The sequence below is a fragment of the Hydrogenobaculum sp. 3684 genome, assembly GCF_000213785.1.
GTDB lineage: Bacteria > Aquificota > Aquificia > Aquificales > Aquificaceae > Hydrogenobaculum.
Genome location: NC_015557.1, coordinates 1057612 through 1070824 on the forward strand (window position 1 = coordinate 1057612; position 13213 = coordinate 1070824).

Annotated in this window: 11 protein-coding genes and 1 pseudogene; 9 read left to right on the forward strand and 3 right to left on the reverse strand. The window is 33.6% G+C overall.

Annotated features, from left to right (window positions below):
* Position 1 precedes the first annotated feature (1 nt).
* From HYD3684_RS05765 to HYD3684_RS05780, 4 genes are read left to right on the forward strand one after another with little or no spacing between them, the layout of a single operon-like run.
* Positions 2-2275, forward strand: a complete 2274-nt coding sequence (locus tag HYD3684_RS05765; RefSeq protein ID WP_015419735.1) for an endonuclease MutS2 — start codon at positions 2-4, stop codon at positions 2273-2275.
* Between the two features lies 1 nt (position 2276).
* Positions 2277-3335: a mechanosensitive ion channel family protein gene (locus tag HYD3684_RS05770; protein WP_015419736.1), complete on the forward strand. Its 1059-nt coding sequence runs from the start codon at positions 2277-2279 to the stop codon at positions 3333-3335.
* A gap of 12 nt (positions 3336-3347) precedes the next feature.
* A complete protein-coding gene (locus HYD3684_RS05775) occupies positions 3348-4286 on the forward strand; it encodes an NAD-dependent epimerase/dehydratase family protein (RefSeq protein ID WP_015419737.1) in 939 nt (312 codons plus the stop codon).
* On the forward strand, positions 4286-5557 hold the full coding sequence (locus HYD3684_RS05780; RefSeq protein WP_015419738.1) for an NAD(P)/FAD-dependent oxidoreductase: 1272 nt from the start codon (positions 4286-4288) through the stop codon (positions 5555-5557). Before HYD3684_RS05775 ends, HYD3684_RS05780 begins: the two co-directional genes overlap by 1 nt.
* Here the strand turns inward: HYD3684_RS05780 and HYD3684_RS05785 are convergent.
* The 3 genes from HYD3684_RS05785 to HYD3684_RS05795 are packed head-to-tail and all read right to left on the reverse strand — an operon-like array spanning position 5554 to position 9344.
* Positions 5554-6906, reverse strand: a complete 1353-nt coding sequence (locus tag HYD3684_RS05785; RefSeq protein WP_015419739.1) for a hypothetical protein — start codon at positions 6904-6906, stop codon at positions 5554-5556. The two genes, HYD3684_RS05780 and HYD3684_RS05785, sit on opposite strands and share 4 nt — an antisense overlap.
* A gap of 1 nt (position 6907) precedes the next feature.
* Positions 6908-8416: a sigma 54-interacting transcriptional regulator gene (locus HYD3684_RS05790; RefSeq protein ID WP_015419740.1), complete on the reverse strand. Its 1509-nt coding sequence runs from the start codon at positions 8414-8416 to the stop codon at positions 6908-6910.
* Positions 8409-9344 carry an NAD(P)H-dependent glycerol-3-phosphate dehydrogenase gene (locus HYD3684_RS05795; RefSeq protein WP_015419741.1) on the reverse strand — a complete coding sequence of 312 codons (936 nt, stop codon included), beginning with the start codon at positions 9342-9344 and terminating at the stop codon, positions 8409-8411. The genes HYD3684_RS05790 and HYD3684_RS05795 overlap by 8 nt, the downstream gene beginning before the upstream one ends.
* A gap of 99 nt (positions 9345-9443) precedes the next feature.
* Between HYD3684_RS05795 and HYD3684_RS05800 the strand changes: the two genes are divergently transcribed.
* The 5 genes and pseudogenes from HYD3684_RS05800 to HYD3684_RS08445 all read left to right on the forward strand — a co-directional run.
* Positions 9444-10076 carry a C40 family peptidase gene (locus HYD3684_RS05800; protein ID WP_015419742.1) on the forward strand — a complete coding sequence of 211 codons (633 nt, stop codon included), beginning with the start codon at positions 9444-9446 and terminating at the stop codon, positions 10074-10076.
* 33 nt (positions 10077-10109) lie between these two features.
* Entirely contained in the window at positions 10110-11126 is a 1017-nt protein-coding gene (locus HYD3684_RS05805) for a L,D-transpeptidase (RefSeq protein WP_015419743.1), read from the forward strand.
* Positions 11127-11209: 83 nt separating this feature from the next.
* The gene (gene ispF, locus HYD3684_RS05810; protein ID WP_015419744.1) at positions 11210-11680 is read left to right on the forward strand and encodes a 2-C-methyl-D-erythritol 2,4-cyclodiphosphate synthase; all 471 of its coding nucleotides are present in this window, start codon (positions 11210-11212) and stop codon (positions 11678-11680) included.
* Entirely contained in the window at positions 11650-12414 is a 765-nt protein-coding gene (locus HYD3684_RS05815) for a patatin-like phospholipase family protein (RefSeq protein WP_015419745.1), read from the forward strand. Before ispF ends, HYD3684_RS05815 begins: the two co-directional genes overlap by 31 nt.
* A 376-nt stretch (positions 12415-12790) precedes the next feature.
* A pseudogene (locus HYD3684_RS08445) lies at positions 12791-13051 on the forward strand (c-type cytochrome); the annotation flags it as partial.
* Positions 13052-13213: the final 162 nt, after the last annotated feature.

Here is a 13213-nt window from a genome sequence, read left to right on the forward strand (position 1 = left end):
TATGAGAGAATATGAGCTTAAGAAGTTAGAGTTTCACAAGATAAAAGAAAATCTGAAATTGAGGACGCATTCTGTAGCAAGTTTAGAGTATATAGAAAATATAAAACCTATCCCAAAAGAGGAACTTTTACAAGAACAAAAGCTTGTTGAATGTTTTATGAAGCTTTTAAGACAAAGAGAAAACATATTGTATAGCTTTGATGATATTTCTAAAAGCCTAAAAAAAGCAATGATAGAAGAAAGTGTTTTAGGAATAGACGAAATACTTAGCATATACAAAGTTTTAAAAATTATAAAAGATGTAAGAAAATTTTTAGTGGATGCCTTAGATAGGTGCGATTTATTTAATAAAATACTAAAAGATTTAGGCACGTTTCAAACCTTAGAAGCTGAAATAGAAAGAACCATAGATCCTTCTGGCGTTGTAAAATCAGAAGCCTCTAGGGATCTTTTTGAGATAAGAAAAGAAATAAAGCAAGTAGAAAAAACTATCACAGAGAAACTAGAAGCTCTTTTCCAAAGACCAGATAGTGATATACTATTTTCTGAAAAGCTTATAACAGTAAGACAAAATAGATATGTAGTGCCTGTAAAAACCCAAAGCGTCAAAAGGATAGTGGGGATAGTGCATGGTGTTTCTTCTTCTGGTTTTACCACATATTTAGAGCCCCAGATAGTGGTGGATTTAAACAACAAGCTTGCAGTTTTAAGAACAGAGGAAGAAAAAGAGATACATCTTGTATTAAAAAAACTCACTTCTTTTATAAGAGAAAGGGCAAATAGACTTTTAGAATCTTTTAATACGCTTGTTAAAATAGATATTCTGATGGCAAAAGCATCCTTTGGCATAGAATACGAGTGCTCATTGCCTTCTATTGGCGATTGTATAGAGCTTTTAGAAGCAAGAAATCCAATTATGAGCATTTTATCTCAAAATCCTATTCCAGTGGATATAATTTTAAAAGACAAAAAAGGGCTTGTGCTTACAGGGCCAAACACCGGCGGGAAAACCGTTTTCCTAAAAACCCTTGGACTTAGCTATATCATGTTTTTACACGCTATACCTATACCTGCCTCACCTAATAGCAAACTGCCTATTTTTGACAATATTTTTGTGGATATAGGAGATGAACAAGACATATCACAGTCTTTATCGACTTTTTCTTCTCATATAAAAAATATCTCGGAGATTTTACAAAGATCCACAGAAAAAACACTGATACTGATAGACGAATTAGGAGCTGGCACAGACCCACTGGAGGGTTCTGCTCTTGGTATAGCAATCCTTGATTATATAAAGAAGTTAAACGCTTTTGTAGTGGTTTCCACTCATCACACACCCATAAAGCTTTGGGCGGTAAATTCTGATTATTACGAACCGGCTACGTTGATGTTTGATAGGGATACCCTAAGACCTCTTTACAAAGTGCTTTATGGTACCATTGGAGAAAGCATGGGTATAGAAGTAGCCAAAAGGTTTGGGATACCAAAGGAGGTTATTTTAGAAGCCCAAAAACTTCTTGGAGAGAATACTTTGGAATACCAAGGTGTTATGGAAAACTTAAATAGGCTTGTCAGAGAATACCAAGATAAAATGGAAATATTGGAAAAACATAGAGAGGAGCTTGAGCTTTTAAAAAGAAAATATGAATCTCTCGTAGAAGAAATGGAAAAAGCCAAAGAAGATGCATGGAAAAATGCCGCAAAAGAGGCTCAAAACTATTTGGAACAACTTAAGAAAGAAGCTCAGGAATTTTTGGTTGGTCTTAAAGAAAAAGCTAGTTTAAAAGATTTTATAAAACAAAAGCAAGAAGAGTTAAAAAAGTTGGAAAAAGAAGAAGAGCAGCAAATAGAAGTAGGAGATTGGGTAGAGTTTATGGGTGGAAAAGGTAGGGTTTTAGAAATAAGGCAAGACAAAGCTCAGGTGATGTTTGGTGATATAAAGGCTTGGATAAAGCTAAAAGATCTTTCAAAAACCGCCAAAATACCAAGAACCCACACTATAAATATAAGCTTACAAAAGTTTGAAAATAAAAAAGCAGGTATGCCAGAGATAAATTTAACCGGGCTTTCAGTAGAAGAAGCTATAAGCAAACTTGATAAATTTTTAGATAGCGCTTTTGCAAGTGGAGTTAAAATGGCAAAAGTAATACACGGTGTTGGAGTGCTTAAAAAAGCTGTAACAGACTATCTTTCGTCATCTTCTTACGTTGTATTCTACAGGGATGCCTACCCAAAAGAAGGTGGACCTGGTACCACCATAGTATATTTTTAGTATGGACAAAATAACAATCACCAGACATCTAAGGTTAGAGTTCCTGGGTCACATTTTTAAAAGTAGAGAAGAATACGGTTTAGTGGTGTTTGGTTTTTACAGTATTTTATTCTTTGGTATAGGGTTTTTAATAGGAGTATTTCTAAATACCGTTTTTAAAAGCTTAAAGACCACCAGCAAAATAAGAATAAGCCCGTTTCTCATAGGATTGTGGAGCGTTTTCTTAGGAGCTTATCTATCTTCTGATTATCTTTACATCACAAAAAAAGCTCATGTTGTAATAGATAGGACTATACTATTTAGCCTTATTTTTATCGGTTTTTATATACTTTCAAACATTATAGGAGAGATAATAGGCTTATATATAAAGTCTAAAACCAATGAAGTACCTTCTTCTATATTAAAAGCTTCAATAGTAGTATTTGTTTCCATTATCGGGCTTTTTATAGCTTTCCAAAGTATAGGGCTTTCCATAACCCCACTTATTACAACCTTAGGAGTTGGCACCGTAGTAATAGGTCTTGCTCTTCAAGATACCCTATCAAACTTCTTATCTGGGTTTTATATACTAGTTAGTAAAAATATAAGAGTAGGAGATTATATAAAGTTTGATGTGTACGAGGGATATGTAGAAGATATATATTGGCGTACCACTCATATAAGAACTCTTTCTGGGAACGTTATAGTGGTACCAAATTCAAAGCTTACATCTTCTGTAATTACAAATTATCACCTTCCATATGAGAACATGGCAGTGATATTTTCTTTTTCTGTAGGTTATAAAGAAGATCTTGAAAGAGTAGAAAAGCTTCTTATAGAAACAGCAAAAGAGGTTGTAAACAAAGTAGAGGGTGCAGACAAAAGCTATGAGCCAGTCGTAAGATACAGGTCTTTTGGTAGTTCTGGCATAGATTTAAGCCTGGTTGTAAAAGCAAAAGAATTCCTAAACCAATACCTTATAATTCATGAGCTTATAAAAGCTATAAAAAAGCGCTTTGAGGAAGAAAACATAGAAATACCATATCAAACAATAAATGTAATAATAAAAAACGAAAGTTGATATAATTTTCATATGGAAAAAGATAAAAAGATAGTCCTTCCAGGTGGCGCTGGGCTTGTAGGTCAAAATTTGGTGGCCTTTCTTAAAAAAGCAGGGTATTCAAATATAGTGGTTGTAGATAAACATAAGAAGAATTTAGATATATTAAAATCCCTTCATAAAGATGTGGTGGCAATTTATGGGGATTTATCAGAAGAAGGAGATTGGGAAAGATCTATAGAAGGGGCAGATGTGGTAGTGATGCTCCAAGCTCAGATAGGAGCAAAAACCTATGAACCATTTTACAAAAATACCATAAAATCTACAGAAAATGTTTTAAAAGCCTGTAAGAAGTACAACATAGAATATATAGTACATATAAGCTCTTCGGTGGTAAACTCTGTGGCCGATGATTTTTATACACAAACCAAAAAAGATCAAGAGAAAATGGTATTAGAATCTGGTATAAAAAATGTTGTCTTAAGACCGACCCTTATGTTTGGATGGTTTGATAGAAAACATCTTGGATGGCTTTCAAGGTTTATGAAAAAAGTTCCTATATTTCCAATACCAGGAGACGGAAAGTATATAAGACAGCCCCTTTATGTAAAAGATTTTTGCAACATCATAATAGACTGCATTCAAACAAGAAAAGAAGGCATATACGACATTACTGGCATTGAAAAGGTATATTATATAGATATAATAAAAGCCATTAAAAAATATACAAAATCAAAAACTCTTATTTTAAACATCCCGTACTGGCTTTTCTATACGCTTTTATACATATGGGGGATTTTTGACCCAAATCCGCCTTTTACCGTAGATCAGTTAAAAGCCTTAGTGGCGGGTGATATATTTGAGGTTATAGACTGGCCACATATTTTCAATGTAAAACCCACTCCCTTTGAAAAAGCCATTGAAGAGACTTTTACTCACCCTATATATTCTAAAGTGGTGTTGGAGTTTTGATGAGAGTAGCCATAATAGGGGGTGGACCCATGGGTCTTGCAGCTGGGTATTATGCCCTTAAAAAAGGCTACAGTGTTGATATATATGAAAAAGATAACGTATTGGGAGGTATGAGCGCATCCTTTAACTTTGATGGGGATATTATAGAAAAATACTATCACTTTTTTTGTAAAACAGATTTAGCACTTTTTGAGCTTTTAAAAGAACTAAACATATATCATCTTTTAAAATGGAAAAACACCACAATGGGATTTTATTACAACCAAAAACTCCAGCCTTTTGGAGATCCTATAAGCCTTTTAAAGTTTGACGGGCTTGATATAATTTCTAAGTTAAGATATGGTTTTTTGGCTTTTTATAGCACAAAAATTAACGATTGGAGTAGCCTAGACAGAAAATACGCTATAGATTGGATAAAATCAATAATAGGAGAAAAAGCCTACAGCGTTTTGTGGGATAAGCTTTTTTCTTTAAAGTTTTATAAGTATCAAACCAAAATATCGGCAGCTTGGATATGGAACAGGATAAAAAGAGTAGGACTTTCAAGGGATAGCATATTCAAAGAATCCCTTGGATATGTGGAAGGAGGGGTAAAAACGATAATAGATAGCTTAGAGAAAGCGCTTCTTGAAAAAGGAGCAAACATTTATCTAAACAGTCCCGTTGACAAAATCCTTATAGAAAATAACACTCTAAAAGGTATAAAGATAAAAGATACAGTGCTTAACTACGACAAGGTGATAAGCACGATACCTATCAACATACTTCAGCATCTTATAACAGATGAAAAAATAGCCTCTAAGTATAAAGATTTTACATACCTTGATGTGATGTGTGTGGTTATAAAACTAAGAAAACCATTTTCAAAGCATTTTTGGATAAATATAAACGATGAGGATATAAAAATACCAGGAATAATAAACTACAGCGCTTTAAGAAAAGATATAAAATCAAACATAGTCTATATACCTTTTTATCTTCCAAAAGACCATGAGTTTCTTAAAAAAGATGAAGCTTATATAAAAGAGCTTTGTAAAAGTTATCTTAAAAAGATAAACAAAGATCTAAAAGACGAAGATTTTTTGGCTTTTAGTATAAACATATATAAAAATGCCCAAGGAGTGTATGAACCGCTTTATCTTTACAAACTCCCGCCTATAAACATAGCAAACAACTTATACGCTCTTGATACCACATACTATTATCCAGAGGATAGGGGTTTTTCAGAAAGTGTAAGGATAGCAAAATATGTGGTGGATAGATACCTTTAAAATTTACATACAAGATAGTCTGAGTTTTGATAATTTCTTACTATTTTAAAATCCTTATACTTTGATAAGTTTGCTGTAAACACACACCCATACGTTAGATCCTTTGGTGGATATAAGATAGGTTTATGTATTTTTACATCTATATTTGCTATCACCGAAAAACCCACCCAGCCATCATCATCGCAATATAAAGGTATTCCTTTTTTTATGGTGAGGTTGTAAACTTCTCTTGCTATCTTGTTGGTATTTTCTCTTATGTGTCCATAGTATATGGGAAAGGCTATACCAAGGGCTACAAACTTAAACACTATAGCAAAGTATACAAACTTTAACATCAAATCCTTAAACTTTGGATACAGCATAACACTAAAGCAAAGTGCAAAGATGCTGTACAAAGGAGCAGCGTATCTTATACCGCTAAAAGGTGGAAGCCAATAGGGTATAAAATTTACAATCCCCACTATCCAAGCGTTTAATAAAAACTTATCGGTTTTTAAAATATCTAAATCTACTTTTCTTTTAAAAGCCAAATACAAAAACACCAAAGAGTTTAAAGACATATTTAACCAAAATTGAACAGGATAACCAAAAAATTGCTTCAGATAGGGTATTATACCTTTAAATCTGAATTTGTTTATTATATCCCATAGCATACCATGTTCGCTAACGTTTGATTTTGGAGCAAAACCATACCAAAGAATCAAGAAAAACAAAGGCACTATAGAGCTTATAAAAGCGGTTTTATATATATTTAGTTTTTTGGGTTTTAGTATGTAAAAAGATATTATAAGAGTAGCATAAAAATAAACAAAAGAAGTGAGGGCTTTGGTCAAAAATCCACCAGTGGCAAGCACTGATCCAAAAAATATAAACATATAAGACTCTTCATACACCCCAAGCATCGTAAACAGCATAGACATAGAAGAAAAGCCTATGTAAACCCCATCTTCGTATCCAAGCCATCCATCGTGAATCATTACATCCCCAAGGCTTAGATATATAAGAGCTCCAAACCATCCAAGCTTTTCATCTTTGTAAACTCTTTTTAGCACATACCTTATGCTTAGAGCTGTAAGTATAGTCATTGTTATAGTCTGAAGCCTTTGGATAGCTTTGGCGTATTCCCATCCAAAAAGCTTTGAAAATACGATAGTGGGATAGTTAAAAAGAGGAGGTCTATAATAAGGTACTTTGTATATTGTTTGAAGTACGTATTCTTTGAAATAGCTCATCTCAAAAGATGGTATAACCCAGTTTGCCTCTTCTCCCACGTAAGGAAGGTTTAATACAAAAAGGTATGGTACTATTAAAAGTAAAAACAAGACCCTATAATCTTTTAAAAGTTTCATATCAAAGCCTTTCTATAGGTATGTTGTATTTTTTAATCCTGTAGTCTAACTGTCTTAAGGTAAGTCCAAGCATTTTTGCAGCTTTTGACTTTACATAACTACATTTTTCTAAAGCTTTTTTGATAGCCTCTTTTTCGGTGGATTCTATAATGCTTGGTATGTCAGTTTGTAGTTTATTAGAATTTATCTTGGTAGCCAACAAAACGTCTTCTTTTGTAATGTCTTTATTGTTTATAACCACAAGACGCTCTATAAGATTTTCAAGCTCTCTTATGTTGCCTGGCCAATTGTAATTTATAAGAGCTTCCATAGCTTCTTTTTCTATGTTTATATGCTTTTTGTAATGCTTGTTAAATTTATCTAAGAAATGTTTTACCAAAAGGGGTATATCTTCTTTTCTCTCCCTTAGAGCCGGCACTCTTATAGGTATTACGTTTAATCTGTAATACAAATCCTCTCTAAACTCTCCTCTTGCCACCATAGACGCTAAATCTTTGTTGGTGGATGCTATTACTCTCACATTTACAAATATACTCCTTTCAGCTCCAAGTTTTTCTAATTCCTTTTCCTGTATAACCTTTAACAGTTTTGATTGAGATTGAAGAGGAAGCTCACCTATCTCATCTAAAAATATTGTACCTCCGTTTGCTAGCTCAAATTTACCTTTTTTAGAATGAATAGCTCCTGTAAAAGCTCCTTTTTCATAGCCAAACAGCTCCGCTTCAAGAAGCGTTTCTGGTATTGCTGCACAGTTTACAGATATAAAAGGTTTATCTTTTCTATCACTCAAAGCATGAATTGCCTTTGCTATAAGCGTTTTACCTACTCCACTTTCTCCTAACAAAAGTACTGTGCTGTCTGTCATCGCTATTTTTTGGATAGTATCTTTTAATGTAATTACAGCTTCTGATTTTCCAACAAATCCTTCTATGCTAAAAGTATCTGAAAACTCTTTTGCCAAAAGTTGCCTTTGTTCTTCCCAAGAGGCTTTTTCCTCTTGTAAAATCCCAAAAAGTTTGTAAGACATACCTATCATAGCGCTTACTATAAGCATAATATCTACTACCCTTGTGAGTTCTTCGTATCTATCTAAGTTTTTAAAAAGACAAAAAACCCCTATGGTTTCATCTTCAGATTTTATAGGTACACCCACAAAGGTTTCATCTTTTATTTTGTCTAAGATTTTTGTTTTGTTCAAAAAAGCCTTGTCGTGTCTTGGGTCTTTTATTACAACAGGTATGCTGTTTTTAAATATATTTCCTACTATCCCTTTTCCAGATTCAAACAGTATCTTCTTTACACTTTGATTAAAACCAAAAGCTTCTCTTATTTTTATAGTTTTTGTGATTTTATCATAAAAAGCTATATAAGAGTATTCCACACCCCAAAAAGAGTAAAATATTTTTAAAATATCCCTTAAAGCCTTATCAAAATCTTTTTGAGAAAGAGCCTTACTTACAGAGGTCAAAAGCGATATATCTATATTTTCAAGCTTTATCTTATTAGTCATCTTCTTCTTTTAGCTCTCTTGATAAAAGCGTATTCATACTCTCCTCAATGGACATATTTTCATAAAGTACTTTATAAACAGCGTTAGTTATAGGAAGGTCTAAATGTCTTTCTACTGCTATGTCGTATAGCGCTTTTACGGTATAATAACCTTCCACTACTTCTTTTATTTCTTCTAACGCTTCCTTTGGTGATTTCTTTTTTCCTATCAAAAGCCCAAAACGCTTATTCCTAGATTTATTTGAGCTTGCCGTTAAAAACAAATCTCCAACCCCTGAGAGTCCATAGAAGGTTTTTTCTCTAGCGCCCATCAATTTTCCTATTTTAATCATCTCTTTTAGCCCCCTTGTTACCAAAGCCGCTTGAGCGCTTTCACCCAAACCTGCTCCTTCCACTATACCAGAGGCTATAGCCATAACGTTTTTGATAGCACCTCCCAATGCCACACCTTTTATATCACTAGAAGTGTATATTCTAAAAAGCTGTGATGATAGCAGGTTTTGAAGCTTTAAAGCCTTTTCCCTGTTAAAATATCCAAGCGTTAGAGCCACTGGCAAATCTTTTAGGACATCTTCAGCAAAAGATGGCCCAGATAAAACAAAGATGTTTGACTTTTCTATATTGTACTCTAAGGCTAAGTCTATAACATCCTTACGTGTGGATATATCTATACCTTTTGAAGCTATTATTGTATCTTTATCTTTGCAATTTTCTATTATATGTTTGATGCTTTGGGTTGGTGTTGCTATGATTACAATCTCATGTTTTAGAACATCTTCAGTATTTGTTGTGGTTTTTATATAAGGATGTTTTGGTATATTTTTTAGCGTTTCTTCTTTTATATCGTATATGGTTATCGGTATTCTTTTTTTGCTAAAAGCATAAGACAGAGCATAGCCCCATTTGCCAGCTCCAAATATAAAAATCATATTTAATATTATATCAGAACACTTATTGCATATTTTCTTAACAGAAAATGATATATATCATGGAAATGTTAATGATGCATATAATAAAATGAAAAAACTATGAAGAAGGTAAAATATGTAGGGGCGGTTTTAGCAAGTTTGGTGTTGGCTTTTAATGTCGCTTACGGAAGCGAATTTGTAAGTCCCATAAGGCAAATAATAAACTATCACAAATACGGGCAGGACGTTTATAAAGATCCTATACTAAACATAATAGAAAAGTCTAAAGTAGAACTAGAAAAGCCTCAAACTATTTCAGAACTTGTAAGATACAGCGTAGGCAAACCTCCTATTCCTACAAAGATAGCCTCAGATAAATTTGATAAAAAGTTAGTGCAAAGACTTATTGAAATAGCAAAACAATACTTAGGCACTCCGTATAGGTTTGGTGGTACATCCAGATACGGGATTGATTGTTCTGGTTTTACCATGAAAGTTTTTGATAAGCTAGGGATAAAGCTTCCAAGAACCGCTTCAGAACAAGCTCATGTTGGGAAATTGGCTATAAACTTAAAACCTGGGGATCTATTATTTTTCAAAACCTACAGGAAACATCATCCAGGCCATGTAGGGATATATATAGGCCATGGTCTTATGATAGATGCGTCATCTGCTTACGGTAAAGTAGTTATAGAGCCTATAAATCAACCTTACTTTAGAAAACACTTTTTATTTGCAAAAAGTTTGTTTTAGGGTTTGTTTTATAGGCTTTTATAAATATATTTAATGGATAGCAAAAGGCTTGTAGTAATCTTATTTTTTTCTTGCTTAAGCTTAGCCTATGCGGAACCTATTTTTAAACCAATTCCCATACAAGCCTACGATGAAATAAAACCTAAAGTATACAGTGTAAATGTAAAAATTATAAATGCATCTTATGCATCAAAATCCCCCATAAACTATTCACCGCCTAAAACCATCACAAAGTCAACACCATCCGAAATAAAACCGTTAAAGTTTAAAAACTCTGTTTTTATAAAGGACAAATATCTTATAAAGGATATCAATTATCTATACAACATGGGTTATTTGCCTTTTAAGGTTATAAGCTATATACCATATAAAGATGGCTATAAAATTACTTATGAATGGGATGCAGAAGACGTACCGCCAAAGCTTGTAAAATTAAGTATTACAAGCAAAAATAGCATCCTTTATAAAAGTGCCATTTTGAGGTTTATGAAAGAGTACAACATAAAGTTTAATCCGGATAATACAGCTTTAGCCAGCATCATTTTACAACAAGCCTATAAGACGGGTTTTAAAGCTAAGAAACCGTTTGTATGGGTTTACGTGAATCAACACATACCTCAAAAAGTATATGTGTGGGAAAATGGAAAATATATATTTGAAAGCCCAGCCAACACTGGAGTAATGGGTACCACCAACACTGGCACATATATGGTTTATCTTCGTTTTAAAAAAACTGAAATGAAAGGCACTTTTCCAGGCTCCAATAAAACCTACGACGACCCTGATGTACCTTGGGTAAATTATTTTTACAAAGGGGAAGCGCTACACGGTTTTCCAAGAAAAAGGTACGGTTACCCACAATCTGCAGGATGCGTTGAGCTTCCAATACCAAAAGCCAAAGAGTTGTACAAAATCTTGTATAAATACGCCGTAGTAACCCTATCAAACTACGACAAGAGATATCTTGCCACACATCCTTATGTAAATATCAAGAAAACCGAAACTTTTAAGCCTTTAAATCCTATAAAATTTACTTTTGAAAGCTGGTAATAGCTGTAAACCGTGGCATACTTGTAAATCATGGTAGACTTGTAAATCGTGGCATACTTGTAAATCGTGGTATAATTTTTTTCATGTATAGGATAGGCATAGGTCAAGACGCTCATTATTTTGAAAAAGACAAAAAGCTATATTTAGGGGGTGAAGAATTTGATATAGGATATGGCTTAAAAGGGCATTCGGATGGTGATGCTCTTTTGCATGCAATAACGGATGCTATTTTAGGAGCGTTGGCAAAAACCGATATAGGCACTCTTTTTCCCGATAAAAGCAAAGAAAACAAAAATAGAAACAGCGTAGATTTTCTAAATAAAGCTTTAGAGATTATGTACGACATGGATTATTCAATAGTTAACTTAGACTGCAACATAATAGCAGATAAACCAAACATATCAAGTGTTAGAGATAAAATAATAGATAGTCTATCGAGGCTTTTAAGTATATCAAAAGATAATATATCTATAAAAGCCAAAACTAAAGAAGGTTACAACAAAGAAGATAGCTTAGAGGTAATATGCATAGTGCTTTTGCAGAAAATGATATAGGGGTATGCCTTTCTGGAGGTGTGGCAAGAGGCGCAGCCCATATTGGCGTTTTACAAGCCCTTTTAGAAATGGGTTTTAATGTAAAAGCTGTATCTGGGGCAAGTGCTGGTGCTTTAGTGGGATTGTTTTTCGCAGCAGGTTATAAGCCCCATGAGATGCTTTCTATATTAAAATCTATAAACTGGTTTACTACTTTTACAGTGGGAAAAGGGGGAATACTTGGGTTTAAAAAGGCTTTTAAAATAATTAGAAGCTACATACCATACAACAATATAAAAGATTTGCCTATTTATTACAGCGCTAGCGTATTAGATTTGTTTTCTGGTGAGACCATTTATTTAGATGAAGGTGAACCAGCTTCTATAGCTCTCGGGTCTTGCGCTTTGCCGTTTATTTTTGAACCGGTAGCTTACAAGAACATGCTTTTAGTAGATGGTGGGTTAACGGAAAATTTGCCTGTTAATCCAATAAAAATTAAGTATCCCAACCTAAAGGTTGTATGTTCTGATATAATGCCAAATGTTTTGATAAAAGAAAACTTAGGTACTTTTGGAAACTTATTAAGATCGACATTTTTAATAGCAAGAAAAAATATGGATCTTAGCAAAAAACTTTGTGATATATATCTGGAGCTTCCAGTACAGCATATTAGTTTTATAAATTACAAAAAATTTGATGAGCTTTATAATATAGGATATTCTTATACAAAATCCGTTATGAGCAAAAATTTATAAAGTTTTTATTTTTTAACGATTTTCATTATATCAAAATGTTTTATATCATAGCTTTTTTAATATATAATAAGTTATTATATTAGATAATTTTTATTTTTAGGAGGTTTTAAAAATGAAGAAGACACTTTTAGGTGCTGCAGTTTTAGCCCTAGGTCTTGTGGCATGTAGCCACCAACAATCAAGCTCAAGTGAGTCATCATCAGCAAGCTCAGAACAATCAGCAGCTGCTACAACTTCTTCTACCCCATCAGCTTCATCTTCATCATCAGCTTCATCAGCTTCATCTTCATCATCTACCTCATCAGCTTCATCTTCCTCATCAGCTCAAATATGTTCTGGTACCGGTGCTCAACAAGTATGTGCTAGCGCATCTTCTATAAACCAAGACGATGCTAAGAAGTTAGTAGCTATGGCTGGTACAAAAGGATGTTTGGCTTGTCACGCTGTAGACAAACAAGTGGTAGGACCAGCTTGGATAGACGTTGCTAAAAAATATGCCGGTAAACCAAACGCTGTAGATGAGTTGGCAAAAGCTATAAAGAACGGTAACAAAGGTATATGGGGCGCTGTACCAATGCCAGCTCAAAACGTGAGCGATGCTGACGCTAAAAAGTTGGCTCAAATGGTGTTAGCTCTTTATAACAAAAATTCTTCTAGCTCATCTTCATCATCTTCATCATCTTCAAACAACAGCAAAGAGAAAAGCTCTAAGAAAGAAGAAAAGAAGACCGAAAAGAAAGGTTAATACAAGCTTTATGACACCTTCCCATATTGGGGAGGTTTTTATTTTTCTTAAAGT

Coding starts and splice junctions, on each gene's coding strand:
- HYD3684_RS05805 (WP_015419743.1), top strand. CDS start 10,110: ATGGATAGCAAAAGGCTTGTAGTAATCTTATTTTTTTCTTGCTTAAGC.
- HYD3684_RS05775 (WP_015419737.1), top strand. CDS start 3,348: ATGGAAAAAGATAAAAAGATAGTCCTTCCAGGTGGCGCTGGGCTTGTA.
- HYD3684_RS05765 (WP_015419735.1), top strand. CDS start 2: ATGAGAGAATATGAGCTTAAGAAGTTAGAGTTTCACAAGATAAAAGAA.
- HYD3684_RS05785 (WP_015419739.1), bottom strand. CDS start 6,906: ATGAAACTTTTAAAAGATTATAGGGTCTTGTTTTTACTTTTAATAGTA.
- ispF (WP_015419744.1), top strand. CDS start 11,210: ATGTATAGGATAGGCATAGGTCAAGACGCTCATTATTTTGAAAAAGAC.
- HYD3684_RS05815 (WP_015419745.1), top strand. CDS start 11,650: ATGCATAGTGCTTTTGCAGAAAATGATATAGGGGTATGCCTTTCTGGA.
- HYD3684_RS05780 (WP_015419738.1), top strand. CDS start 4,286: ATGAGAGTAGCCATAATAGGGGGTGGACCCATGGGTCTTGCAGCTGGG.
- HYD3684_RS05790 (WP_015419740.1), bottom strand. CDS start 8,416: ATGACTAATAAGATAAAGCTTGAAAATATAGATATATCGCTTTTGACC.
- HYD3684_RS05770 (WP_015419736.1), top strand. CDS start 2,277: ATGGACAAAATAACAATCACCAGACATCTAAGGTTAGAGTTCCTGGGT.
- HYD3684_RS05795 (WP_015419741.1), bottom strand. CDS start 9,344: ATGATTTTTATATTTGGAGCTGGCAAATGGGGCTATGCTCTGTCTTAT.
- HYD3684_RS05800 (WP_015419742.1), top strand. CDS start 9,444: ATGAAGAAGGTAAAATATGTAGGGGCGGTTTTAGCAAGTTTGGTGTTG.